At 70.7% G+C, this 25,544-nt stretch carries 21 protein-coding genes; 9 read left to right on the forward strand and 12 right to left on the reverse strand.

The features are described from left to right. On the forward strand, nt 1–950 hold a 950-nt coding region (locus FV229_RS09955; protein WP_147751811.1), incomplete at its 5' end, for an efflux RND transporter periplasmic adaptor subunit. 4 nt (nt 951–954) lie between these two features. After that, the gene (locus tag FV229_RS09960; protein ID WP_147751812.1) at nt 955–4,083 is read left to right on the forward strand and encodes an efflux RND transporter permease subunit; all 3,129 of its coding nucleotides are present in this window, start codon (nt 955–957) and stop codon (nt 4,081–4,083) included. 15 nt (nt 4,084–4,098) lie between these two features. On the opposite strand, the gene ribB is transcribed toward FV229_RS09960, so the two are convergent. From ribB to FV229_RS09980, 4 genes are all read right to left on the reverse strand, one after another. Beyond that, nucleotides 4,099–5,175 (reverse strand): 3,4-dihydroxy-2-butanone-4-phosphate synthase, encoded by a 1,077-nt coding sequence (gene ribB / locus FV229_RS09965; protein ID WP_147751813.1) that lies wholly within the window; start codon nt 5,173–5,175, stop codon nt 4,099–4,101. Nucleotides 5,176–5,232: 57 nt separating this feature from the next. Further along, nucleotides 5,233–6,327, reverse strand: coding sequence for a chorismate synthase (aroC, locus tag FV229_RS09970; RefSeq protein ID WP_147751814.1), 1,095 nt, complete (start codon nt 6,325–6,327; stop codon nt 5,233–5,235). Between the two features lie 91 nt (nt 6,328–6,418). Continuing rightward, nucleotides 6,419–7,015, reverse strand: a complete 597-nt coding sequence (locus FV229_RS09975; RefSeq protein ID WP_147751815.1) for a DUF3578 domain-containing protein — start codon at nt 7,013–7,015, stop codon at nt 6,419–6,421. Continuing rightward, a complete protein-coding gene (locus FV229_RS09980; RefSeq protein ID WP_147751816.1) occupies nt 7,012–8,163 on the reverse strand; it encodes an anhydro-N-acetylmuramic acid kinase in 1,152 nt (383 codons plus the stop codon). Before FV229_RS09980 ends, FV229_RS09975 begins: the two co-directional genes overlap by 4 nt. 223 nt (nt 8,164–8,386) lie before the next feature. Between FV229_RS09980 and tyrS the strand changes: the two genes are divergently transcribed. Beyond that, nucleotides 8,387–9,676 carry a tyrosine--tRNA ligase gene (gene tyrS / locus FV229_RS09985; RefSeq protein WP_147751817.1) on the forward strand — a complete coding sequence of 430 codons (1,290 nt, stop codon included), beginning with the start codon at nt 8,387–8,389 and terminating at the stop codon, nt 9,674–9,676. A gap of 63 nt (nt 9,677–9,739) precedes the next feature. On the opposite strand, the gene FV229_RS09990 is transcribed toward tyrS, so the two are convergent. Beyond that, entirely contained in the window at nt 9,740–10,486 is a 747-nt protein-coding gene (locus tag FV229_RS09990) for a glucose 1-dehydrogenase (protein ID WP_147751818.1), read from the reverse strand. Nucleotides 10,487–10,594: 108 nt separating this feature from the next. On the opposite strand from FV229_RS09990, the gene FV229_RS09995 reads away from it, so the two are divergent. Beyond that, the gene (locus FV229_RS09995) at nt 10,595–10,954 is read left to right on the forward strand and encodes a helix-turn-helix domain-containing protein (protein WP_147751819.1); all 360 of its coding nucleotides are present in this window, start codon (nt 10,595–10,597) and stop codon (nt 10,952–10,954) included. A gap of 51 nt (nt 10,955–11,005) precedes the next feature. On the opposite strand, the gene FV229_RS10000 is transcribed toward FV229_RS09995, so the two are convergent. Next, the gene (locus tag FV229_RS10000; protein ID WP_147751820.1) at nt 11,006–14,473 is read right to left on the reverse strand and encodes a DUF3971 domain-containing protein; all 3,468 of its coding nucleotides are present in this window, start codon (nt 14,471–14,473) and stop codon (nt 11,006–11,008) included. Between the two features lie 170 nt (nt 14,474–14,643). On the opposite strand from FV229_RS10000, the gene FV229_RS10005 reads away from it, so the two are divergent. Beyond that, a complete protein-coding gene (locus tag FV229_RS10005) occupies nt 14,644–15,111 on the forward strand; it encodes a peroxiredoxin (RefSeq protein ID WP_147751821.1) in 468 nt (155 codons plus the stop codon). Nucleotides 15,112–15,220: 109 nt separating this feature from the next. Next, the gene (locus FV229_RS10010; RefSeq protein ID WP_147751822.1) at nt 15,221–16,357 is read left to right on the forward strand and encodes a peptidoglycan DD-metalloendopeptidase family protein; all 1,137 of its coding nucleotides are present in this window, start codon (nt 15,221–15,223) and stop codon (nt 16,355–16,357) included. 42 nt (nt 16,358–16,399) lie between these two features. Here FV229_RS10010 and prfB read toward each other — a convergent pair. Continuing rightward, nucleotides 16,400–17,528, reverse strand: a protein-coding gene (gene prfB, locus FV229_RS10015; protein WP_147751823.1) for a peptide chain release factor 2 whose coding sequence is annotated in 2 segments (ribosomal slippage) — nt 16,400–17,458 and nt 17,460–17,528 — 1,128 coding nt in all. Because the reading frame shifts where the segments join, the coding sequence is not laid out codon by codon here. 184 nt (nt 17,529–17,712) lie between these two features. Between prfB and FV229_RS10020 the strand changes: the two genes are divergently transcribed. Beyond that, a complete protein-coding gene (locus tag FV229_RS10020; protein ID WP_147751824.1) occupies nt 17,713–18,111 on the forward strand; it encodes a DUF3140 domain-containing protein in 399 nt (132 codons plus the stop codon). Between the two features lie 48 nt (nt 18,112–18,159). On the opposite strand, the gene FV229_RS10025 is transcribed toward FV229_RS10020, so the two are convergent. The 4 genes from FV229_RS10025 to FV229_RS10040 all read right to left on the reverse strand — a co-directional run bounded on the left by FV229_RS10025 (nt 18,160) and on the right by FV229_RS10040 (nt 20,776). Continuing rightward, nucleotides 18,160–18,507 (reverse strand): hypothetical protein, encoded by a 348-nt coding sequence (locus FV229_RS10025; protein ID WP_147751825.1) that lies wholly within the window; start codon nt 18,505–18,507, stop codon nt 18,160–18,162. A gap of 130 nt (nt 18,508–18,637) precedes the next feature. Next, complete coding sequence (locus tag FV229_RS10030; protein ID WP_147751826.1) at nt 18,638–18,850, reverse strand: hypothetical protein; 213 nt, start codon at nt 18,848–18,850, stop codon at nt 18,638–18,640. 153 nt (nt 18,851–19,003) lie between these two features. Next, nucleotides 19,004–20,221, reverse strand: a complete 1,218-nt coding sequence (locus FV229_RS10035; RefSeq protein ID WP_147751827.1) for an LL-diaminopimelate aminotransferase — start codon at nt 20,219–20,221, stop codon at nt 19,004–19,006. Between the two features lie 111 nt (nt 20,222–20,332). Further along, nucleotides 20,333–20,776 carry a hypothetical protein gene (locus FV229_RS10040; protein WP_246688130.1) on the reverse strand — a complete coding sequence of 148 codons (444 nt, stop codon included), beginning with the start codon at nt 20,774–20,776 and terminating at the stop codon, nt 20,333–20,335. A gap of 151 nt (nt 20,777–20,927) precedes the next feature. On the opposite strand from FV229_RS10040, the gene phaC reads away from it, so the two are divergent. Then, on the forward strand, nt 20,928–22,721 hold the full coding sequence (phaC, locus tag FV229_RS10045; RefSeq protein ID WP_147751828.1) for a class I poly(R)-hydroxyalkanoic acid synthase: 1,794 nt from the start codon (nt 20,928–20,930) through the stop codon (nt 22,719–22,721). 76 nt (nt 22,722–22,797) lie between these two features. Here the strand turns inward: phaC and FV229_RS10050 are convergent, their stop codons facing one another. Further along, on the reverse strand, nt 22,798–24,120 hold the full coding sequence (locus tag FV229_RS10050) for an outer membrane protein transport protein (protein ID WP_147751829.1): 1,323 nt from the start codon (nt 24,118–24,120) through the stop codon (nt 22,798–22,800). Nucleotides 24,121–24,584: 464 nt separating this feature from the next. Here FV229_RS10050 and FV229_RS10055 point away from each other — a divergent pair, with 464 nt between their 5' ends. Beyond that, a complete protein-coding gene (locus FV229_RS10055) occupies nt 24,585–25,469 on the forward strand; it encodes a fumarylacetoacetate hydrolase family protein (protein WP_147751830.1) in 885 nt (294 codons plus the stop codon). Nucleotides 25,470–25,544: the final 75 nt, after the last annotated feature.

Below are 25,544 nucleotides of genomic sequence, written 5' to 3' on the forward strand. Positions count from 1 at the left end.
CGCCGCGGCCGCCGCACCTTCCGGCGGCCCAGCGCACCGCGATCGAGGGCGGGCGCGTCGTCGTGGTGCTGACGCCGGAGGAGCGCGCCCGCATCGGGCTCGAGACCGCCCGGCGCCCATCCGAATCGCATCCGATCGAGATCCAGGCCTACGGCAGCGTCCTCGACCTCGCGCGGGTGACCGAGCTGACGAACTCTTATGCCACCGCGACGGCGCAGCTGCAGACGGCGCAGGCGCGGGTCGAGGTCTCGCGCGCCGCGTTCCAGCGCGCCAAGTCGCTCGGGGCCTACGCCACGCAGGTGCAGATCGAGACCACCGAGGGCACGTTCCAGACCGACCAAGCGGCGCTCGCCGCCGCGCAGTCGCAGGTGCGGACGCTGAGTGCCACCGCGCAGCAGGAATGGGGCCCGGTGATCGGCCGCGGCATCGTCGAGCGCTCCAGCCTCGTGACCCGGCTGATCGAGCGCGCCGACTTCCTGGTGCAGGTGACGTTGCCCCCGGGCGAGGCACTGAAGGGGCCGCCCGGCGCGGCCTTCGCCGAGGTGCCCCCGCAGAGCGAGCGCGTGCCCCTGCGTTTCGTCTCGGCCGCGACCCGCACCGACCAGCGCATCCAGGGCTTGAGCTCGTTCTACACCGTGTCCGGCGACAGCGGGCTCCTGCCCGGCATGAGCACGCTGGCCTTCATCACCGCGTCGCGGGCTGCCGTCGGCGTGCTGGTGCCGGAGGAGGCGGTGGTGCACTGGCAGGGCGGGGCTTGGTTCTACCGCGCGGTCGGCGAGGCCGGGTTCGCCCGCCACGCGCTCGGCGCCGACCCGGCGCTCTCCGGCGACGGCTTCGTCGTCGCCGACCTCACGAACGAGACCGAGATCGTGCTGCGCGGGGCGCAGGCCCTGCTCTCGGAGGAGATGAAGGCCCAGGCGCAGGCCTCCGGCGGCGCGGACGACGACTGAGCCGATGCCGCCCGACACCGACGCCCCCGCCTCCGATCCCGTCGGTCCGCAGGCCGCCCTGGTCGCGTTCGCGATCCGCTTCCCCGGAATCGTCGTGGCCTTGGCCCTGGCGCTGCTGGTCTACGGCACCGCCAGCCTCGGCCAAGCCAAGTACGACGTCTTCCCCGAATTCGCGCCGCCCTCGGTGGTGATCCAGACCGAGGCGCCGGGGCTCAACCCGGAACAGGTCGAGGTCTTGGTGACGCAGACCGTCGAGGTCGCGGTCAACGGGCTTCCCGGCCTCGCCACTTTGCGGTCGAGCTCGATCCAGGGCCTGTCGGTCATCACCGCCACCTTCACGGCGGGCAGCAGCATCTACCGGGTGCGCCAGCTCGTCACCGAGCGGCTGGCGAGCCTTGCCGGGCGCCTTCCGCAGGGCGTGCTGCCGCCGGCGATGACCGCGCTCACCTCCTCGACCAGCACCGTCGTCCTCGTCGGGCTGACCTCGGAGAAGCGGTCCGCCCTCGACCTGCGCACCATCGCCGACTGGCGGGTGCGCCTGCGGCTGCTCGCGGTGCCCGGCATCGCCCAGGTTTCGGTCTACGGCGGCGCGGTGCGCGCGTTCCAGGTCGAGGTGCGGCCGCACGACCTGATCCGCTTCCGCCTCGGCCTGAACGACGTGCTCGTGGCCGCGCGCAAGGCGACGGGCGTGCGCGGCGCCGGCTTCGTCGACACGGCCAACCAGCGCATCGCCCTGCAGACGGAAGGCCAGTCGCTGACGCCGGACGAGATCGCCCGCACGGTGCTCGTCAACGAGGGCGGCGCCAGCGTGGTGCTCGGCGACGTCGCCACCGTGGTCGCCGCCCCCGAGCCGCCGATCAGCGCGGCCCTGGTCGACGGCCGCCCCGGCATCCTCCTGATGGTCGGCGCGCAGATCGGCGCCAACACCTTGGAGGCGACGCGCCGCGTCGACGCGGCGCTCGACGAGCTTCGCCCTGGGCTGGAGCGCGACGGCATCGTGCTGCGCGGCGACCTGTTCCGCCCGGCGAACTTCATCGCCCAGGCCAACGGCAACGTGCTGCAGGCGCTGGCGCTCGGCGGCATCCTGGTCGTCGTGGTGCTGTTCGTGTTCCTGTTCGACTGGCGCACCGCGGTGATCAGCGCGGTCGCGATCCCGCTCTCGCTGCTCGCCGCCGTGCTGGTGCTCGGGGCGATGGGCGAGAGCCTCAACACGATGACGCTGGGGGGGCTCGCCATCGCCATCGGCGAGGTGGTGGACGACGCGGTGATCGGCATCGAGAACGCCGTGCGGCGCCTGCGCGAGAACCGCCGCCTGCCCACGCCGCTGCCCGTCGCGCGGGTGGTGCGCGACGCGATCCTGGAGGTGCGAAGCGCGGTGGCCTACGCCACCTTCGCGGTGCTGCTGGTGTTCCTGCCGGTGCTGGCGCTCACCGGCGTCGCCGGGCGCCTGTTCGGCCCGCTGGCGCTCGCCTACATCCTGGCCGTGGTGGCCTCGCTCGCGGTTGCGCTCACCGTCACGCCGGCGCTCGCCATGGCGCTCGTCGCCCGCAGGGACCTGCCGGCGCGCGACCCGCCGGTGATGCGGGCCTCGCGCGCCGCCTACGTCCGGGTGCTCGGCGGCGTCGAGCGGCGCTTCGGCTGGGCTGCGACGGCCGCCCTGCTGCTGACCCTCGGGGGGGCTGCCGCCCTGCCCTATTTCGGCGGCACCTTCCTGCCCGACCTCAAGGAGGGCCACCTGATCCTGCATATGGCGGCCGCCCCCGGCACCTCGCTGCAGGAATCGCTGCGCCTCGGCACCCGCATCACCGCCGGCCTCAAGGCGGTGCCGGGGGTGCGGGCCGTGGCGCAGCAGGTCGGCCGGGCCGAGGCCGGGCAGGACACGGCCGGCACACATTACAGCGAGATCCACATCGACCTCGAGCCCGGCCTCGACGGCGCGGCGCAGGGGCGGAGCGAGGCCGGCATCCGCGCGCTCATGGCGGGCACGCCCGGCGCCGCGTTCTCGCTCAAGACCTTCCTGACCGAACGCATCGAGGAGACGGTCTCGGGCTACACCGCGCCGGTGGTGATCAACGTGTTCGGCGCCGACCTCGACCGGATCGAGGCGGCGGCCCGCGACGTCGCCCGCGAGCTCGCCGAGGTGCGGGGCGCGGCCGACGTGCAGCAGCAATCGCCCGCCGGCCTGCCGCAGATCACCGTGTCCCTACGCCGGAACGACCTGCGCCACTGGGGCCTCGACGCGATCGAGGTGTTGGAGATCGTCCGCACCGCCTACCAGGGCGACGTGGTCGGCCAAGCCTACGAGGGCAACGCCGTCTTCAACGTCATCGTCATCCTCGACCGGGCGACACGGGCGCACCTCACCCGCCTCGGCGACCTGCCGCTGCGGACCCCGAGCGGCAGCTACATCCGACTGGCCCAGGTCGCCGACGTGTACGAGACCGCGGGACGCTACCAGGTCCAGCACGCGGGCGCGCAGCGGGTGCAGGCGGTGACCGCCAACGTGACGGGGCGCGACGTGGCCTCCTTCGTCGAGGCGGCCAAGCGCAAGGTCGCCAAGGAGGTCGCCCTGCCGCCGGGCGTCTACGTTGCGTTCGAGGGCGCCGCCGAGACGCAGGCGCGGGCGCGCGCCGACCTGCTGACCTATTCGGCGCTGGCCGGCCTCGGCATCGTGCTGCTGCTCGCGGTGGTCACCGGCTCGGTGCGTAACCTCCTCCTGGTGCTGGTCAACCTGCCCTTCGCCTTCGTCGGCGGCGTGCTCGCGGTTGCGGCGACCGGGGCGGTGATCTCGCTCGGCTCGATCGTCGGCTTCGTGACGCTGTTCGGGATCTCGCTGCGCAACGCGATCATGCTGATCGCCCATTACGAGCATATGGTCGCCCGCGAGGGCCGCAGCTGGGACGCCGCGACCGCCTCGGAGGGGGCGGGGGACCGGCTGGTGCCGATCCTGATGACATCGCTGGTCACCGGCCTCGGTCTGCTGCCCCTGGCGCTCGGCGCCGGCGAGCCGGGGCGCGAGATCGAGGGACCGATGGCGATCGTCATCCTGGGCGGGCTCGTCACCTCGACGGTGCTGAACCTCGCGATCCTGCCGGCGCTGGCGTTGCGCTACGGCCGGTTCGTGCGGGCGTAGCCGGACAAAAGCCCGTTAGCCTTCCAGCGGCTCGTCGCCGAGCATCTCGATGCCGAAGCCGGACAGGCCGACATAGGCCCGCGACGAGGTCGAGAGGTTGCGGAACGAGACCACGCCGAGGTCGCGCAGGATCTGGGCGCCCAGGCCCACCTCGCGCCACTGGCGCACGCGCTGCGCCTCGGTGCCCTCGTCGGCGACGCGGTTGAGGGGCACGCCGGCGGTGCCGTCGCGCAGGTAGACGAGGATGCCGCGTCCTTCTTTCGCGAAGCGGCGCATCACCGTCTCGATCTGGCGGCCGCCCTCGATAACGTCGGCGACGACGTCCGAGCGGTGCAGCCGGACCAGCACGTCACGGCCGTCGCCGATCTCGCCGTGGACGAAGGCGAATTGCTGGATCGCCTCGAACGGCGTCGTGTAGGCGTAGCCGGTCATCGGCCCAAATTCGGTCTGGACCGGGAAGTGCCCGACCCGCTCGACCAGCCGGTCGCGCGCCTGGCGGTAGGCGATCAGGTCGGCCACCGACACCCGGGCGAGATTGTGCGCCTCGGCGAAGGCCGTGATCTGCGGCCCCTTCATCACCGTGCCGTCGTCGTTGGCGAGTTCGCAGATGACGCCGACGGGTGGCAGGTCGGCGAGCTTGCACAGGTCGACCGCGGCCTCCGTATGCCCGGAGCGCATCAGCACGCCGCCGTCCCGTGCGATCAGCGGGAAGACGTGGCCGGGGCGCACGAAGTCGTCGGCGCCCATGTTGCCGTTGGCGAGCGCCCGCACGGTGTTGCAGCGCTGCTCGGCCGAGATGCCGGTGGTGAGCCCGTGCTTCACGTCCACCGTGACGGTGAAGGCGGTGCCGAGCGGCGCGTCGTTCGAGGCGACCATCGGCGCGAGGTTGAGGCGGCGCGCCTCCGAGGTCGTCACAGGCGCGCAGACGATGCCGCAGGTGTTGCGGACGATGAACGCCATCTTCTCCGGCGTGCAATGGATCGCGGCGACGACGAGGTCGCCCTCGTTCTCGCGGTCGTCGTCGTCGGTGACGACGACGATCTCGCCGCGGGCGAAGGCTTCGATGGCGGAGGTGACGGAGCTGTGAGGCACGGTTCGGTACTCGAATGAGCTTTGCGTCCGGGGACGGTCAGGCGTCGGGCGCCGCGGTCAGGAGCCGACTTGCCCCCGATGGCGGAGATGGTGATCGGCGAGCACGCACGCCATCATCGCCTCGGCGACGGGCACGGCACGGATGCCGACGCAGGGGTCGTGGCGGCCCTTCGTGATCAGGTCCACGTCGCGGTTGTCGCTCGTGACGGTGCGCCGGGGCGTGAGGATCGACGAGGTCGGCTTCACCGCGAACCGCACCACGATCGGCTGGCCGGTCGAGATGCCGCCGAGCACGCCGCCGGCATGGTTGGCCAGGAAGGCCGGGCGCCCGTCGTTGCTGGCGCGCATCTCGTCGGCGTTGTCCTCGCCGCGAAGCGCCGCCGAGGCGAAGCCGTCGCCGATCTCGACGCCCTTGACCGCGTTGATCGACATCATCGCGGCGGCGAGATCCGCATCGAGCTTGCCGTAGATCGGCGCGCCGAGGCCCGGCGCGACGCCCTCGGCCACCACCTCGATCACGGCGCCGATCGACGAGCCGTCCTTTCGGATCGCGTCGAGGTAGGTTTCGTAAAATTTAGCGGTCTCGGCGTCGGGGCAGAAGAACGGGTTGTTGCCGGTCTCGTCCCAGTCCCAGCGCGACCGCTCGATCGCGTGCGGGCCCATCTGCACCAACGCCGCGCGGATCGTCACGCCGGGAATCACCTTGCGGGCGATGGCGCCGGCCGCCACCCGTGCCGCGGTCTCCCGCGCCGACGAGCGCCCACCGCCGCGATAGTCGCGAAACCCGTACTTGGCGTCGTAGGCGTAGTCGGCGTGACCCGGGCGGTAGCTGTCGCGGATTTCGGAATAGTCCTTCGAACGCTGGTCGGTGTTCTCGATCGTCAGCGCGATCGGCGTGCCGGTTGTGAGTTGGCGCCCGCCCGTGCGGTCGTTGGCGAACACGCCGGACAGGATTTTCACCTGGTCCGGCTCGCGCCGCTGGGTGGTGAAGCGCGACTGGCCGGGCTTGCGCCGGTCGAGCTCGGCCTGGATCTCCTCGGCCTCGAGCGCGAGCCCGGGCGGACACCCGTCGACGACGCAGCCGAGGGCGACCCCGTGGCTCTCGCCGAAGGTGGTGACGCGGAACAGGTGGCCGAACGTGTTGTGGGACATCGTGCGCGTGCTCTAGCGCGCGGGCGCCGGGGGCACAAATCGGGCGCGCTTCCCTCCCCCTTTGCTGGGGCGGGAGAAGTGCGCTGCACGGTCAGTCGAACACGAGCCCGCCCCGCGCCTTCAACGCCCGATAAGCCTCGATCCCGACCGCAAGGTCGCGCCTCAGCCGACGCTCGTCGCCCAGCGCATCGAGATCGTAGGCGAGGCCGAGGATGTGGGCCGCCGCGTAGCCCTCGGGCAGCGGGCCTTCCCTGCCGAGATCGATCGCGGACAGCGGCAGCCGGTCGGCAAAATCCGACATCGGCGCCCGCAGCGCGTCGCCGCTCCGGCGCAGGAAGCCTTCCGCATCCGGCCCATGCTCACGGATCGCCGCGACGGTGCCCTGCACGAGGCAGAAATAGACCTGCTGCCGATGCGCCGGGAACAGGTAGACGAGGTAGTAGCCCCGCGTCGCGCTGGTGGTGATCGCGGGATCGAACACCGCGAGCCAGGGCACCGCCGCCCAATGCGTGCCGCGGCCGGGGCTGCCCTTCACGCAATAGCCGCCGCCGATCGGTTCGAGCGCGCGCCGCATCTCGTCGGGCGCGCTTCTCCGGATCACAGCTGCGAGCGGGTGCCCGGCCGGCGGGTCGAGGTGGGCCTCGGGGTATTCCTCGACGATCCGTCGAAGGGCATGGCCGAGGCTCAAGACCCGGACGAATCCCGCGGACGGGCCAGCACGCCGCCGGTCATCGGCTCGCGCACGCCGGTGGTCGAGGGGAACGTGATCGGCAGGCCCTTGAGCGAGCGCACGGCCAGGTGCGCGAAGGCCTGGGCCTCGAGGAAGGCCGAGGACCAGCCGATCGCGTCCGCCATCGTGATCTCGGCGCGCAGGTGATAGTTCAGCAGCCGTACCAGCTCGCCGTTGCGGGCCCCGCCGCCGGCCACGATCCAGCGGGCCGGGATCTCCGGTGCGTGGTCCAGCGCCCGGGCGACCGCGCGGGCGGTGAAGGCGGTGAGCGTCGCCGCGCCGTCCTCGGTCGAGAGCTGGCCTGCGAGCTTGTGCGAGAACCAGTTGCGGTCGAGCGACTTCGGCGGCCGCCGGAAGAAGAACGGGTGCGTCAGCAGCCAGGCCAGCAGCGGCTCGTCGGCGCGGCCGCGCGCGGCGGTCCGGCCGCCGTCGTCGAGGTTCTTGCCCTCGCGCTCCTGCATCCACTCGTCGATCAGCGAGTTGCCCGGCCCGGTGTCGAAGGCGATCACGCCGCCCTTCGAATCGATCAGCGTCGCGTTGGCGACGCCGCCGATGTTGAGGATGCCGAACGCCCCCTCGAAGCCGGAGGCGGCGGCGAGCGCCTGGTGGAACACCGGCACGAGCGGCGCTCCCTGCCCGCCCGCCTCGATGTCGGCGCGGCGCATGTCCGAGACCACGGGGATGCGCAGCCGGTCGGCCAGCGCCTGGCCGTCGCCGACCTGGATCGTGATGCGCTGGTCGGGCCGATGGATCACCGTCTGGCCGTGGAAGCCGATCACGTCGATCTCGCCTGCCGAGAGCCCGTTCTCGGCAAGGAACTGCTCCACCGCCTGCGCATGCGCCTCGGTGACGAAGGCCTCCGCCTCGGGCAGGCGGCCGGGCCGGTCGCCCGGCGCGACCACGCCCTCGGCATCCTTGGTGGCGGCGCGCAGCAGCCCCTTCTCCTCCTCGGAATAGCCGCGGTAGCCGGTGGGGCCGAGGGGCTCGAGGTAGTTGTTGTGGCCCCGCACCACGTGGACGGCCTCGCCGTCGGTCTCGATCAGGGCGACGTCCACGCCGTCGAGGGAGGTCCCGCTCATCAGGCCGATCGCGCGCATCATGGTCATGACCTGCCCCCGTGCCTTTCGCCGGTCGCCCTGCTATGAGTGCGGCTCGCAAAACCCCCGGTCCCCGTGGGCGCCTCCGGTGGCGCCGGCGACGCGACGGGGGTTGTGCGAGTGACACCCAAGCCGCCTCATGCCCTTTTGCGAGCGGACGCGCCAGCCGAGCGGGATCGCATCCCGTGCCGCCGCCCGGCGTCCCGCCTCGAACCGAGAAGCCTGCATTCCCATGACCGCCGCCGAGCCCCTCGCGCCCAAGCCCTTCGCGCCCAAGTCCGAGTTCCTCAAGGTGCTCGCCGAGCGCGGCTACGTGCACCAATGCTCGGATTTCGCCGGCGTCGACGCGGCGGCGGCCGAGGGGCGCCTGACCTGCTACGTCGGCTACGACTGCACAGCGGCCTCGCTCCATATCGGCCACCTGCTGTCGATCATGATGCTGCACTGGCTGCAGAAGACCGGCGGCCGGCCGATCGCGCTGATGGGCGGCGGCACCACCCGCGTCGGCGACCCTTCGGGGCGCGACGAATCGCGAAAGATATTGAGCCTGGAGCAGATCGAGGCGAACAAGGCCGGCATCCAGAAGACCTTCGCCCGCTTCCTCGCGTTCGACGGCTCGCCCACCGGCGCGATCATGGTCGACAACGCCGATTGGCTGACCAAGCTGAACTACATCGAGATGCTGCGCGACGTCGGGCGCCACTTCTCGGTCAACCGCATGATGTCGATGGACAGCGTGCGGATGCGCCTGGAGCGCGACCAGGAACTCTCGTTCCTGGAGTTCAACTACATGATCCTCCAGTCCTACGACTTCGTCGAGCTGAACCGCCGCCACGGCTGCACGATGCAGATGGGCGGGTCCGACCAGTGGGGTAACATCGTCAACGGGATCGACCTCGGCCGCCGCATGGGCGTGCCCGGCCTCACCGGACTGACCTGCCCGCTGCTCACCACCGCGTCCGGCGCCAAGATGGGCAAGACCGCCGCCGGCGCGGTCTGGCTCGATGCGGAGATGCTGAAGCCTTACGATTACTGGCAGTTCTGGCGGAACACCGAGGACGCCGACGTCGAGCGCTTCCTCAAGCTGTTCACCTTCCTGCCGCTGCCCGAGATCGCCGAGCTCGCCGCGAAGGGGGGGGGCGGGATCAACGAGGCCAAGGTGCGGCTCGCCACCGAGGCGACGGCGCTGATGCACGGCCGCGAGGCGGCGGACGCCGCCGCCGAGACCGCGCGGAAGACCTTCGTCGAGGGGACGCTGGCCGAGGACCTGCCGAGCGTCACCGTCTCGCGCGACCTCGTCGACGCGGGTCTGGGCGTGCTCTCGGCCTTCGGCCCGGAATACGCCAAGCTGGTGCCGTCCACGAGCGAGGCCCGCCGCCAGATCAAGAGCGGCGGCCTGCGCATCGACGACGTGGTGCTCACCGACGAGCGCGCCGTGCTGCGCACCGCCGACTTCGCCAAGAACGGCGTGCTCAAGCTCTCCTTCGGCAAGAAGCGCCACGTGCTGCTGCGCGTGGCGTGAGCGCGCTCGACCGAGCGAGGCCCGGAACGGGTCTCGGCCTGGTCGATCCGCGGCGACCGTGCGTCAGTGGATGCCGCCGCTGGCGGTGATGACCTCGCCGGTGAGCCAGCGGGCCTCGTCGGAGGCCAGGAACGCGACGACGTCGGCGATGTCGTCCGGCCGGCCGGCGCGGCCGAGCGGCGTCTGCGCCACGAAGCCGGCCTCCATCTCCGAACCGGCGATGCCGGCCGCGTGCGTGCCCTCGGTCACCACGTAGCCCGGGCTGACGACGTTGACCCGGATCTTGCGCGGCGCGAGCTCGTTGGCGAGCACGCCGGAGATCGCGTTCACCGCGCCTTTTGTGCCGGCGTAGACCGCAGCGGTCGGCGTGTTGACGTCCGTGATCGCCGACGAGATGTTGACGATGCTGCCACCCTCGCCGAGGTGCTTGGCGGCCGCCTGGCTCGCCAGCAGCACGCCGAGCACGTTGACGTCGAACAGCTTGTGGTAATGCGCCTCGGTGATCGCCTCGATCGCCGCGAACTCGTACAGGCCGGAATTGTTGACCAGCACGTCGAGCCGGCCGAACTGCGTCACCGCCGCCTCGACGAGGGCCTGCGCCTGCGCCGCCTGCGAGACGTCGCCCTGGACCGCGACCGCCTTGCCGCCCGACGCGGTGATCGCCGCGACCACCGCGTCCGCGCCGGCCTTGCTCGACGCGTAGTTGACCACCACCGCCGCGCCCTCCTTCGCCAGCCCCTTGGCGATGGCGGCGCCGATGCCCTTTGATGCGCCGGTGACGACGGCGACTTTGCCCGCGAGCTTGGACATGTATGCTAACCCCTTGGCATGGGCAGGCTCCGGGATGGCCGCCTTTGTCCCATAGTTCGGTAATTCAGAACTAACGGAGTTCGGTTCAAGCCCCCAAATGCGGAAAAGATGAGATCTCTGTTCCACCCCGCGATCGAGGACGTCCGCCCGGACGCGATCCTCCACGCGCTGTCCGATCCGAACCGCGCGGCGATCTTCGCGCAGATCATGCGGGCGGGCTGCGTCGACGCCTGCTCGGCTTTGGCCACCCTCGGCGACCGGGTGATCCCGAAGTCGTCGCTCTCGACCCACTTCAAGGTGCTGCGCGAGGCCGGCCTGATCCGCAGCGCGCGGAATGGCGTCGAGATGCGGAACGAAGCCCGGTTCGCCGAGGTCGAGGCGCGCTTTCCGGGCCTCCTCGGCGCGATCGTCAACGCCTACGCGTCGGATGCCGGCTGCGACGCGATGCGGGTGCCGGCCGCGGAGTAGTCCGCCCGGCCGATCGACCTACCAGCGATTTGCCGCGCGCGATCCGGCCCCTCAGCGGTCGCCGCCCTGCACCGCCGGGGGCACGCCGTCGGCGAAGTTCGAGCCGCCGCCCGCGCTGAACAGCTTTCGCAGGAAGCCCGGTGCCACGGCCGAGAGCGGGTTCACGCTCACGTCCGGCGCGTTGAGCTTGCCCGAGACCCGGAAGTTGACCGCGAACAGGCCCTCGTTGTGGCCACCGCCGAGCAATGGGCCGATCACCGGAACCTGCGAGACGATGTTGTTCAGGCCGTAGAGCGGCACGAAGGTGCCGTTGATGTCGGTTCGTTCGCGGGCGGTGTCGAGGAAGCCCGACAGGGTGAAGCCCATCGCTGCGTTCGAGATCGCCGCGTCGGAGAAGTCGACGCGCGAGCCGGTGCGGACGAAGTTCGCCCGCATCCGGTCGAAGGCCACCGCGCTGCCCTGCCCCGCCACCGTGCGCTTGCGCCCGCGGGCGTCCACGGTCTCCACCGTCTCCGGCCCCTGGGCCATGATGCTCGACAGAGCCGGCTCGTTGCGCAGGGAGAACTCGCGGATCTGCACGACGCCGGCCTGCGGGCCGTCGCTGAGCACGATGCCGAGGTTGAGCCGGCCGCCGTACATCCGCCGGTAGACGTCGACGAAGCGCAGCGTCGCGCCGGCGTCGCCGGATTCGATCGCCAGCGTCGGCGCGCCGCGTTCGCCCTTGGTCACGCTGGCCACGAACGGGGCCGAGCGGAATTTGCCGCTCATCGCGGCCGAGCGTACGTCCTTGCCGCGCAGGGTCAGCCTGACGTTGGCGTTGGTCAGCGCCTCGTCGTTGAAGCCGGTGAGGATGCCGAGCTGGATCTCCGCCTCGATGTCCTTCGGGCTGGCGTCGCGCTGGCCCTTGCCCTCGGGCGCGGTCATCATCTTCAGGAACGGCCGCGCGTCGGCCACCGCGCCCTTCACCGCGACCCGGTAGCCGTTGCCGCTGCGCTCCAGCGAGACCCGCATGTCGTCGCCGGGCGAGAGCTTCAGGTTGGTCAGGTCCGCCCGCTCCAGGCCGCCCTCGCTGCCGAGCGAGGCGCTGCCGCGTGCCGAGGCCACGCCGGCATCGAGCACGATGTCGCGCAGGTCCATCCCGGGGCCGGTGTCGACGAGCGCGAAGGTCAGGCGCCCGGCCTTGCCCGCCGCCTTGGTCAGGCCCGGCACCAGCCCGTCGATGCCGGCGCGGGCGAGATCCGCCTCGACGCGGATCGGCGGCCTCGTCGCCCCGGCCTTGACCAGGGGGATCGTGGCCTTGACCGCGATCGGCCCGGAGAGTTGCGGCGCCGTCGGCAGGCCCTTGCGCGCCCGCAGGGCGTCGTCGGCGGTGAGGTTGACCAGCACCTCGCCGGCGCCGCCGGCCTTGGCCTGGTGCATGTCGATCGAGACCGGCGCCCCCGACAGCTTCGCGTCGCCCTTCAGGGTGAAGCCGCGCGGATCGTAGCTCACGGCGAAGCGGCCGGATTCGAGCTTGTCCTTGCCGACGACCTTGTCGACGGTCAGGTCGCTGAGCGTGCCGGTGACGGCGACCGGGAGGTCCGGCAGGTCGGGGATGTGCTTGAGGTCGAGCGGGAAGCCGATCCGCAGGTCGGCCTGGCCCTTCACCGTCGCCGGGTCGAGCTCGACGCCCGAGAGCGCCTTGAACATCTTGGTCTGGAGCAGGGCGGCCAGCGCGTCGGCGCCTCCCGACAGGCGCAGGCCGATGTCGGCCACGACCTTGTCGGGCGCGATCTCCGGGATGACGAAGGCGCCCTCGGAAATGTTCAGGGCGCGCCCGTCGGCCATGCGGATGTCGGCGGTGACGTTCCGGATCCGGGTGGTGCGCCCGGTGATCGTGCCGGCGACGGTGCCCCGGGTCAGCGGCGGCGCGTCGGCCGAGACCTCGAGCGTCGCGTCCGAGACGCGGAAGTCGATGTGCACCGCGTTGTCCGGCATCGGGTCGCCGCGCGTCGCCGCGGCGAGCTCGGCGCCCGACATGTCGACGGTGATGTCGACGGCGTCGATGCGGCCGGCGCGCAGCTCGTCGACGAGGTAGTTGCGCGCGCCCGGCGCGATGTTCTCCGGCCAGAGCCGGAGCGCCGTGCGGGCCTCGCTGTCGCTGGCGGTGACGTGGAGGGTGAGGCCGTCGTCGTCGGCGGTGGTGCCGAGCGTGCCGCTCATGTTGCCGTGGATGCCGGCGCCGGTCATGGCGAAGCTGTCGATGGCGATGCCGCCGGCCCGGCCGGTGAGATGCCCGTCCATCGCCGAGATCGTCACCGGCTTGTCCTTGGCCGCAGCGCCGCGCAGGGTCGCATTCCGGCTCGACAGGGTGGCGGTCCAGGCGAAGTCCTCGCCGGCCTTGGCCTCGGCCCAGGTGCCGGTGAGGTTCACGGCGTTGCCGGCGCCGAGGTAGTCGAGCCCGTCGAGCGTCATCACCCGGGCGGCCTCGTCCCAGCTGAAGGCGGCGTTCAGGCTCTCGATGGTGACCGGGTTGAAGTCCTTCTCCTCGACGAGGAAGGTCCCGTCGCTGGTGCGCAGCGTCGCCTTCATCGTCTCGATGCGGCCGCCGTCGAGGGCGACGTCGGCCCGCGCCGAGAGCTTCAGGTCGGTGGTGAAGGGCAGCTTGGATTGGCCCGACAGCAGCAGCAGGTCGGTGGCCGGCAGGTCGTCGAGGGTGATGATTCCGGTGCGCCGGGTGCCGCCGGCCTCGCGCAGCGTGCCGCCGAAGCGCCATTGCCCGTGCGGTCCGTCGATGCGCAGCTCGAACAGCCGCGCGTCCTGCTTCGGGTCGCGGCCGAACAGGCCGTTGACGTGCTCGAACACCGCGCGCTCGCGGGCGTCGTCGTCGATCAGCGTCAGGCGGGCGTTGGTGATGCGCGCGCGATCGAGGGCGCCGACGACGCCGGCGGAATCGAGCACGACGCCGAAGATCGAGGCGGTGGCGGCCGAGAGCGGCGAGACCACGCCGCGGGCCGCGTCCACGCTCGGCGGCGTGTGCGGCGAGGCGTCGCCGGGATGGGACGGCTCGGAGGCCGCGAACGCGATCGAGCCGTCGCGGTGGACGAGCGCGGTCATCTGCACGTCGCGGAACTCGATCGAGCGCGGCGACGGCGAGAGCCTCAGCAGGCTCCAGGGGTCGATGCTGACGAGGGCGAGCGGCGCGCGCACGACCAGCGCCCCTTGCGGGTTGCGGATGTCGAGCCCGCTGACGCGCAACGCCAGCGCGTTCTCGGCATCGATCTCGAGGGTGCTGTCGCGCAGGTCGATGCGCCAGCCCGGCCCGATCCGGTCGGCCAGCGCAGCCGAGACCCGCGCCGACAGGCCGTCGATCTGCAGCGGTCCGTAGGCGAGGCGCATGACGCCGCCGCCGAGACCGAGGCCGAGCACGACGACCAGGGCGGCGGCCGTCCACAGGCAGCGCCGCGTCCAGCGACGAACCGCCTTGCGCGGGCGCCCTGCGCCGGGCGTATCCTCGAGCCGGGCCGCTTCCTCAGGCATGAAGACCTTGCATCGGCGCGTTCGCGGGGTCGGACCATGCGCTCATTCTAGGACGCGACCCTTAAGCGAAGCGTTTCCGAAAGGGGACCGGACGCTCGCGCCCGAAGTGCGGGCGTCGGGCTTGCCGGCTCCGCACCAAGCAACCATCAATCGGCCGAAAGGATGGCACGATGCCCCTCGCGCAAGGCGAGCACGCTCCCGACTTCACTCTTCCCGGCTCCGGCGGGAAGACGCTCGCGCTGGCCGAACAGGCCGGTCACAAGATCGTGCTCTACTTCTATCCGAAGGACGACACGAGCGGCTGCACCTTGGAAGCGCAAGCGTTCAACGCATCGCTGGCCGACTTCACCGCCGCCGACACGGTCGTGATCGGCGTCTCGCCCGACCCGGTGAAGAGCCACGACAAGTTCGCGGCCAAGTACGACCTCGCCTTCCCGCTCGTCTCCGACGAGAGCAAGGCGATGCTGGAGGCCTATGGCGTGTGGGTCGAGAAGAGCATGTACGGCCGCAAGTACATGGGCGTCGAGCGCACGACGATGCTGCTCGACCGCGAGGGCCGCATCGCGCGGATCTGGCCCAAGGTGAAGGTGCCGGGCCATGCCGCGGAGGTGCTGGAAGCCGCGCGCGCACTGAGCTGATCGCGCACCGCATCTCCGGGAGGCCGCATCTTGCGGAAGTCATGAGGGATTTTCCGGTTTCTTAACCCTGTCGGCGCTCGATGGCGGTCTTGGAGCCCGGCCCGCCTCGATGAATCTCCGCGCCATCGTTCCTCCTCGCAGGAACCGGCTTCTCGCCGCCTCCCTCGTCGTCGCCACCCTCTGGGCCGCGGCGGCGAGCGGGCTGCTGTTGTTCCACGACGACCTGCTGGCCGGGTTCGTCGCCCGGCAGGGCGCGATGCAGGTGGCCTACGAGGCCCGCCTCGCCGCGCTCCAAGCCGAGCTCGACCGTGGCGGCTCGGCCCGCGCGGAGGCGCAAGACGCCGTCGCCGCGCGCCTCGACGAAGTCGCCGCGCGGCAGGCCGACCTGGAGCGCCGCCAGGCCGTGCTCACCGGTCTGGTGCGGACGACCGCGCCCGGCGCGATCGATCCGACGACGACCGGCGCCCTCCCCGGCCGAGCTCCGGCGCCCGAGCCAGACCTGGGATTGCGCGGGCTCGATACGGCCCGGCCGGAACGCCGCAGCGCGCGCGACGTGGACCTGCGCTTGGCGGCGCTTGCCGGGCGGCTCGACGGCCTCGCGGCGGCGCAGGTGATCGGGCTCGATCGGATCACCGAACGGGCGGCGGGCGAGATCTGGCGCCTGCGCCGCGTCCTCGGACGGACCGGGCTCGACCTGCAGCGTCCGTTGGAGTCCGGGCTCGGCGGACCGCTGGTTCCGATCGATCCGAGCCCCTTCGCCGCGGCCGTCGCGGTCACCGCCCGCACGCTCGGTGACGCGCAGGTCCTGCGGCGCCTCGCCGCCCGGTTGCCCCTCGACCGCCCGCTCCGCCGCGACCGCGGCCTCGCCAGCAGCTTCGGGCCGCGGCTCGACCCGTTCACCCGCGGCCTCGCGCTGCATACCGGCCTCGACCTCAAGGCCGAGATGGGCGAGCCAGCCTTCGCCACCGCCCCAGGCCGCGTCGTCTCGGCGGAGCCCGCCGGCGGCTACGGCAACATGGTGGAGATCGAACACGGCCACGGCGTCGTCACGCGCTTCGCACACCTGGCGCGCATCGACGTGCGCCCCGGGCAATGGCTCCGCGCCGGCGACCTCGTCGGCCGCGTCGGCTCGACCGGCCGCTCCACCGGCGCGCACCTGCATTACGAGACGCGGATCGACGGCGAGCCGGTGGACCCGCAGGGGTTCCTGGAAGCGGGGCGAGAGCTGGCGGAGGGCGAGCCGTAGAACGCCTCCTCCCCGGAGAGGAGGAGGGAAGGCGCCTACGTCTCAGTCGATGTCCTCGACCTTCTCGGTCGCGCCGTACAGCCGCTGCGCCAGCGAGGCTTCGATGAACGGGTCGATGTCGCCGTCGAGCACTTCGTCCGGGTCGGTCGACTGCGTGCCGGTGCGCAGGTCCTTCACGAGCTGGTAGGGCTGCAGTACGTAGGAGCGGATCTGGTGGCCCCAGCCGATGTCGGTCTTGGAGGCGGCCTCGGCGTTGGCCTTCTCCTCGCGCTTCTTCAGCTCGGCCTCGTACATGCGGGCGCGCAGCATGTTCCAGGCGGTGGCCCGGTTCTTGTGCTGCGACCGCTCCTGCTGGCACGCCACCACGATCCCGGTCGGGTTGTGGGTGATGCGCACCGCCGAATCGGTGGTGTTGACGTGCTGGCCGCCCGCGCCCGAAGAACGGTAGGTGTCGATCCGGCAGTCGGATTCCTTGATCTCGATCTCGATCCGGTCGTCGATGACCGGATAGACCCAGACCGAGGCGAAGCTGGTGTGCCGCCGCGCGCTCGAATCGTAGGGCGAGATCCGGACCAGGCGATGCACGCCGGATTCAGTCTTGAGCCAGCCGTAGGCGTTGTGGCCCTTGATCAGGAGCGTGGCACCCTTGATCCCGGCCTCTTCGCCGTCCGACCACTCGACGATGTCGACCTTGTACTTCCGGCGCTCGGCCCAGCGGCCGTACATGCGCTGGAGCATGTTGGCCCAGTCCTGGCTCTCGGTGCCGCCGGCGCCGGCATGGACCTCGAGATAGGTGTCGAAGCCGTCGGCCTCGCCGGACAGCAGCGTCTCGACCTGCCGGCCGGCCGCCTGCTTCTCGACGCCGAGGATCGTGGCCTCGCCCTCGCGGATGGAGGCGTCGTCGCCCTCGGCTTCGCCGAGCTCGATCAGCATCGCCCCGTCGTCGAGGTCCTGCTCGAGCTTGCGGATCGCGGCCACGGCTTCGTCGAGCTGCTGGCGCTCGCGCATCACCTTCTGGGCGGCGTCGGCATCGTTCCACAGCTCCGGGTTCTCGGAGGCTGCGTTCAGCTCCGCGAGGCGTTTATCGACGGTATCCCAGTCAAAGATGCCTCCTCAGCAGTCCGATCGACTGCTTGGCGGCATCCGAGGCTTGCTCGATCTCGGCGCGCATTTCGAGGGTGTGTCGCTTGTGTTGTGGGCTCTGAAGGGGTCGTGCCGGGTGATACCGGGGCAGGCCGGCCCTGTAAACGGCCTCTCGCCCCGCCTTGCGACGCCCGGGCGCGCCGGAGGGCGTGAAACCGCGGGCGGCTCGCGCGTTGGTCGGGGATTTTCCAGCCCGACCGGAGCGCCGAACGATGACGAAGGCCCAAGATCACGCGAAGAAGGATGACACCAAGCACGACACGAAGAAGGACGAGGCGAAGCACGACCACGAGCAGACGGGGAAGGATTTCGACGCGGCGGTGAACATGACGCCTGCCGCCCTGAAGAAGCACCTCGACTCCGAGGCGAGCCGATCGGTCGGGCAGAAGGACGGAGGCGGCGAGGCGACCGGGCACAAGGAGGGCCGCCGCATCCTCGAGATCAAGGCCAAGAAGAAGGCCGAGCTCACCGACGACGACTACGCCCACATGCAGAAGGTCGTGGGCTACGTCCGACGCCACCTCGCGCAAGGGGGCGAGTCGCGCAACGATCCCGAATCCGCCTGGTCGCTGTCGCTGATGAACTGGGGCCACGACCCGTCGAAGGACTGATCCGGCCCTGCGGCGCGCAAGCGATCGACGCGCCGCCGGCGCCCGCCGTCAGTGTCCGCCGTAGCCCGGGATCCAGGCCGGCGCCAGGACGTAGCGGCGCTTGGCGCGGGAGTCGGCGCGGCCCTCCATCAGGCCGCTGTCGTAGTAGTTGAAGCCGGTGATGCCGAAGCCGCCGCCGTTCATCACCTGCGGCACGGCGATCGCCGGGACCGCGAGGTCCGGGCGCTGGGGCGGGACGATCGGACGGTTGGCCACGTCGACCTGCAACACCGTCGGGCCGTCCGGCCCCTGGAACACGTAGGCCCCGGACTGGGCCTGCGCGGCGCCTGTGCCGACGATCGCGAAGAGGCCGGTGACGAGGCCGGCAGCGAGGCCGTGTCGAAGGAAGGGGTTCATTCGCGTACTCCGTCGCTGGGGGCCGGCTTCGATCGTCGGGGCACCATGCCCGATGCGGACCGACATGTCCGTCGGCGCGACGCGCGGGCCGCGCCTTCGTCCCGGGAAATCCGGCCGGGACCGTCGCCGGTCAGCCCTTCGAGCGCAGCACGACCACGGGTTGCCGGGCGATCGGCTTGCAGGTGGTCTCGAAGGCGTTGAGCACCAGCGGGCGCGAGTCGCAGGCGAAGGCCGCGTCGGGCCCGGGCGCCGGGATCGGATCGCGGGCGACGATCGGGTTCGGCGCGCAGGCCGAGGCGGCTGCCGCCAGCAGCAGGGCGGCGGGCAGGGACAGGCGACGCATGCGGGCCTCGGTGACGCGGGAACGGATCATTGCCGGAGACCCTGCGCACCCGGGCGGCGGCTGACAACCGCCTCGGGCCCGCGCGCCGTGCTTTGGCCGGGCGTGTCGCCCGGCCGCAACAACCGCCCTCGGGCGAACGGACGCTTCGGGCGATCAGGCGCTCTTGGCCAGGGGCACGACGTTGTGCAGCGTCTTGTCCGCGGTCTCGAGGAAGCGGCGGACGTTGCGCGCGGCCTGCCGGATGCGCTGCTCGTTCTCGACCAGCGCGATGCGGACGTAGTCGTCGCCGAACTCGCCGAAGCCGATGCCCGGCGCCACCGCCACGTCGGACTTCTCCAACAGGAGCTTCGAGAACTCGAGGCTGCCCATTTCCTTGAACTTCTCCGGGATCGGCACCCAGGCGAACATCGAGGCGGCGGGCGCCGGGATCTTCCAGCCGGCCTTGCCGAAGGACTCGACCAGCGCGTCGCGGCGCTTCTTGTAGATCGCCCGCATCTCGTGGATGCAGTCGTCCGGGCCGTTGAGGGCGGCGGTGGCCGCCACCTGGATCGGCGTGAAGGCGCCGTAGTCGAGGTAGGACTTCACGCGGCTGAGCGCCGCCAGCAGGCGCTCGTTGCCCACCGCGAAGCCCATGCGCCAGCCGGCCATGGAATAGGTCTTGGACAGGGAGGTGAACTCCACCGTCACGTCGATCGCGCCCGGCACCTGCAGCACCGAGGGCGGCGGCTCGCCGTCGAAGTAGACCTCGGCGTAGGCGAGGTCCGACAGCAGGATGATCTCGTGGCGCTTCGCGAAGGCGACGAGGTCGCGGTAGAAATCCAGCGTCGCGACGTAGGCCGTCGGGTTCGACGGATAGCAGACCACCAGCGCCACGGGCTTCGGGATCGAGTGCGCCATGGCGCGCTCCAGGGCCGGGAAGAACGCGGGCGTCGGCTCGGCCGGGACGGAGCGGATCACGCCGCCCGCCATCAGGAAGCCGAAGGCGTGGATCGGGTAGCTCGGGTTCGGCACCAGCACCACGTCGCCGGGCGCGGTGATCGCCTGCGCCATGTTGGCGAAGCCCTCCTTCGAGCCCAGCGTCGCGACGACCTGGGTGTCCGGGTTCAGGCTCACGCCGAAGCGGCGCTGGTAGTAGCCGGCCTGGGCGCGGCGGAGGCCCGCGATGCCCTTCGAGGCCGAGTACCGGTCCGTGCGCGGACGCCCGGCCGTCTCGCACAGCTTGGCGATGACGTGCTTGGGGGCGTCGAGGTCGGGGTTGCCCATCCCGAGGTCGATGATGTCGGCGCCGTTGGCGCGGGCGGCGGCCTTGATCCGATTGACCTGCTCGAAGACGTAAGGCGGCAGGCGCTTGATGCGGTGAAAATCGGTCATGGCCATCTGTCCATCGGCGCGGATCCCGCGGGGCGGCACGGGCGGCCCCGACGGGTGGCGGTCGGCCTCTCTACCATCGAAGCGGGCCGCCGCCGACCCCGAATCGCTGACTTATTGTGCCGGCTGCGCCAGCGCGCTCGCGGGCTTCGTCGCCTTGCCGGCGCTCTCGGCCGCCCGGCCCTTCGATTCGTTGCGGCCGCGGGCGCCCTCGAGCTCGGCCTCCAGCGCCTTCTGGCTCTCGGCCGACTTCGCCCGCACGGGACGGGCCGGGGCCGACACGCCCACCGGCATGAATTCGGGGTCCGCCTTCGAGCGCGAGTTCGCGACGAAGTCCGGTGCCGCGACCGGCTTCGGGCCGTAGCCGGCCTCGACCGCGAGCGTCTTGATCGGCGAGAGGTCGGAGGAGCAGGCGCCGGTCGCCGCCGCAGCACACAGCGCGAGCGCGCCGAGCAGCCGGCGGACTGCACCGGCGCGCCCCGCGGAGCCGGCCGGATGCGACGGCCTGCCCGGGGACGTCGTAACCGGGTTCGGAACCTTGTCGGACGTTGAGTTCATACCGCAGATATATCGCCGTTCGCGCCTGCCGCGCTGGGCAAATCAGGGGTTGGCGCGTTAATTTGTCGGAAACGAGGCTCGAACCGCCCCAGGGCGGGCGCTCGGGTCCGCCACGCCGACGGCGCGGAGGGAAGCTGGGAGTGGATCACGCGTGACGACGCAGCCGACGACGCCCGCGATGCCCGATTTCGAGGCCCTGTCGCGCAACGCGGGCCAGTTCATGGAGGAGCTCGGCCGCGCCGCCGCGCGCTACGTCGCCCCCGAGGACGGGTTGCCGGTCCAGCCCAAGCCGCCCCAGGAAGCCAGCGACCTCGTGCGGACGCTGGGCACCGTCGCCGAGACCTGGCTCTCCGACCCGAAGCGGACGCTGGAGGCGCAGACCAAGCTCAGCGAGGCCTTCGTCGCCCTGTGGGGCTCGACTTGGTTCCGACTCCAGGGCCGCGAGGCGCCGCCGGTGGCGCAGCCCGAGCCGAAGGATGCACGGTTCTCGGACGCGGAATGGTCGTCGAACCCGTATTTCGACTTCATCAAGCAGGGCTACCTGATCACCACGCGCTGGGCCGAGGGCCTGGTGAACGAGGCCGAGGGCATCGACGACCACACCCGGCACAAGGCGCAGTTCTACCTGCGCCAGCTCGCCGGCGCGCTCTCGCCCTCGAACTTCGTGATGACCAATCCGGAGCTGATCCGGCACACTCTGCAGGAGAACGGCGCCAACTTGGTGCGCGGCATGAAGATGCTGCAGGAGGACATCCAGGCCGGGTCGGGCGAGTTACGGGTTCGCCAGACCGACCGCGACGCCTTCAAGTTCGGCGTCGACGTGGCGGTGACGCCGGGCGAGGTGGTGTTCCGCAACGACCTGATGGAGCTGATCCAGTACGCGCCGCGCACGGAGACGGTGCTGAAGCGCCCGTTCCTGATCGTGCCGCCGTGGATCAACAAGTTCTACATCCTCGACCTCAACCCGGCCAAAAGCCTGATCGGCTGGATGGTCGATCAGGGGCTGACCGTCTTCGTGATCTCCTGGGTCAACCCGGACGAGCGTCACCGCGACAAGGACTTCGAGTCATACATGCGCGAGGGCATCGAGGCGGCGATCGACGCGATCGGCGTTTCCACCGGCGAGACCGAGGTGGCGGCGGCCGGCTACTGCGTCGGCGGCACCCTGCTCGCGGTGACGCTCGCCATGCAGGCGGCCACCGGCAACACGCGGATCAAGAGCGCCACCTTCCTCACGACGCAGGTCGACTTCACCCATGCCGGCGACCTGAAGGTCTTCGCCGACGAGGACCAGATCCGGCAGATCGAGACACAGATGGCCGAGCGCGGCTACCTCGACGGCGCCAAGATGGCCAACGCCTTCAACATGCTGCGCCCGAACGACCTGATCTGGTCCTACGTCGTCAACAACTACGTGAAGGGCAAGGCGCCGAGCGCCTTCGACCTGCTGTACTGGAACGCCGACGCCACCCGGATGCCGGCGGCGAACCACGCCTTCTACCTGCGCAACTGCTACCTCGAAAACAACCTCGCGCAGGGGAAGATGGTGCTAGGCAACATCCGCCTCGACCTGAAGAAGGTCACGGTGCCGGTGTTCAACCTCGCCACCCGCGAGGACCACATCGCGCCGGCGATCTCGGTGTTCGAGGGCTCGTCGAAGTTCGGCGGCCCGGTCGACTACGTACTGGCCGGTTCCGGCCACATCGCCGGCGTGGTCAACCCGCCAGCCAAGCCGAAATACGGCTACTGGACCGGCGGCAAGGCGGAAGGGCGCCTGGAGGACTGGATCTCCGCGGCCACCGAGACCAAGGGCTCGTGGTGGCCGTACTGGTTCCAGTGGCTGGAGGCCCAGGCCCCCGAGCGGGTGCCCGCGCGCAAGCCGGGCGGCGACGCCCTGCCCTCGCTGGCGCCGGCGCCCGGCACCTACGTGCGCATGAAAGCCTGACGACGGCCTAATCGCCGCCTTAGCCGGTTCCTGCGTAGGTCCGGGACGGCTCCGCCCCGGACCGGTCGTTCGGGCCTCAGTACTTGCGGACGAGCGGGACGGGCGCGGGGGCCGCCGGGGCGTCGAAGGTGTAGCGGAAGCCCACTGAGACGATGTCCGCGCTGCCGTCTACGAGACCGGCGAAGACGATGTTGCCGGTGTTGTAGTCGCGGCCCGGTCCGGCGAGGATTCGGCTGCGCTCCACGAACAGGTGCGAGTAGGCCAGCGTCAGCAGGAGCTTGTCGCTCCAGCGGTAGCTGCCGCCGACGGCGAGGTTGACGCGGTCCCCGTCGGGCAGCCGCACCGAACGGTTCGAGAAGTCGATCGGCGACTGCTCGTAGGAGACGCCCGCGCGCACGGTCAGGGCCGGCGACCAGTCGTATTCGCCGCCGATCGAATAGGTGTAGCCGTCCTTGTAGTTGAGCGGCAGGAAGCTGACCGGCACGTTGCGGGCCTCGGACACGATGCCGACGGTGCCGAGCCTCGACCAGTTGTCCCACTCGAAGCCGAGGTTCATCCGGAAGTTCGGAGCCAGCGACTGCGTCAGGCCGACGCTGAGTTTTTCGGGGGTGTTGAGGTTCGAGCGGACCTGGCCGGCGAGCGGCGCCAGCGCCACCAGCGGCACGCCGATGGACCCTTCGATGTCGTGATGCACCGAGGAGCGATAGCCCACGCCGATGGCGGTGCCGGCCCAGGGCGTCACCAGCACGCCGGCGGTGAAGCCCACGCCCCAGGAATCGCCCTTGAGGAAGCTGCTCGGATACGCCGTCGGGGACAGGCCCGGGATCGGCAGCGCCTGCCGCAGGGTCAGGCGGAAATACTCGATGTTCGGGCCGGCGGCGACCGACAGCCAATCGTTGACCTTGAAGCCGACGACCGGGTTGAAGGCGAGCGAGAAGATCCGGTTGGAGCGGCCGTAGACCTCGCCGGCCCAGGTCTGCTGCGGCTTCGTCACGAGGCCGAACGGCGCGCCGGTCTGGATGCCGATCCAGAGGCGGTCGTTGAGCTGGTAGGCGGTGGCGCTCGAGGGCAGCACGGCGCCCTGCCCGATCTCGCCCGATCCGCCGAGGCCGATGAAGCCCGGATTGGTCGGGGTCGTCGGCGTAATCTTACCGGACAGGCCGACATACGTGAGGTTCTGCTCGGTGACCCAGCCGGGACGCATCGTCACCACGGCGGGGTTCCAGAACATCGAGGACACGCCGCCGCCGCCGGAGGCCGCGCCGGCATCGGCCATGCCGACCGCGATGGCGCTCTGCTCACGCAATCCGAAGGCGCCGGCCTGGGCGCCCGCCGTGCCGATCATCAACGCGGCCGCCGAAACGCCGGCCGTCGCGAATGCGCGCAATGTCTTTGCCATGGTCGTCTCCCCATACGATCCGGCGGTGCACTCGTTCGGTGCCGCCCATTCGGGCCGTCGCCTCGGTTAAATCTGTGCCAATATTCGGCAGGAGACACAACGCCCGACGGTCGCTAAACTTTATCAGTATAAATTGATAAAAATACTAGTTTTAATATTTTTAGATTTGTAGATCGGTTGGAACGAAGTTTTCACCAATCTTCGTTCATATGTAAACGATCTGCGGTAGCGTACAGGACTATTTACCCTTTGCGCCGCCGGGCGTCTTTGGGCGATCCATGTGCGCTTTCTGCCACATGCCGGCACCCGCCTCCGGTGCACCCTTTGTCCCGGATGGCTCCCGCCGGATATTCCAGGGCGCTATTGCTGACGACGGGGGCGCCGGCCTCGTCACGCTTGACCCGGCTGCCCCGACACCCACCTTCCTGCGCACGAGGTTGCGGAACGCAGGGAGTGGACGGACGATGAAACTGGTTCGGCACGGTGCGACCGGCGACGAGAAGCCGGGTCTGATCGACGGCGGCGGCGGACTGCGCGACCTGTCCGGCGTCCTGCGCGACATCGCCGGGCCGGGCCTTTCGCCCGAATCCCTCGACCGGCTCCGCCTGATCGACCCTGAGACGCTGCCCCTGCTGCCGGAATCCACACGGCTCGGCCCCTGCGTCGGCGGCACCCGCAACTTCGTGGCGATCGGCCTCAACTTCGCCGACCACGCCGCCGAGACCGGCTCGCCGATCCCGTCCGAGCCGATCGTGTTCAACAAGGCGCCGTCCTGCATCGTCGGCGCCAGCGACACGGTGATCATCCCCAAGGGCTCGGCCAAGACCGATTGGGAGGTCGAGCTCGCCGTCGTGATCGGCTCCCGCGCCTCCTACGTCCACGCCAACGAGGCGCTGAACTACGTGGCCGGCGTCTGCATCTGCAACGACGTCTCCGAACGCGAATGGCAGATGGAGCGCGGCCCGACCTGGACGAAGGGCAAGGGCTGCCCGACCTTCGGGCCGCTCGGGCCGTGGCTGGTGACGCTCGACGAGGTGCCCGACCTCGGCAATCTCGCGATGAGCCTCGACGTGAGCGGGCAGCGCATGCAGACCGGCTCCACCGCGACGATGATCTTCGATGTGCCGCAGCTCGTCGCCTACGTCTCGCACTTCATGATGCTGGAGCCCGGCGACGTGATCACGACCGGCACCCCGCCGGGCGTCGGACTCGGCATGAAGCCGCCGCGCTACCTCAAGGCCGGGGACGAGATGGTGGTGCGCATCGATCGCCTCGGCGAGCAGCGCCAGCCGGTGATCGCCTTCGACGACTGGACCGCGAAGGTCTCGGCCGGCGAGCCGACGAACTGACGCTCTTCTCTTCCGGTGCTGACGCCGCGGTCGGTGACGATCCGCTATCGACTTCGTGAACGTCCTCTGCACAGA

Source organism: Methylobacterium sp. WL120, assembly GCF_008039465.1.
Taxonomy (GTDB): Bacteria; Pseudomonadota; Alphaproteobacteria; order Rhizobiales; family Beijerinckiaceae; genus Methylobacterium; species Methylobacterium cerastii.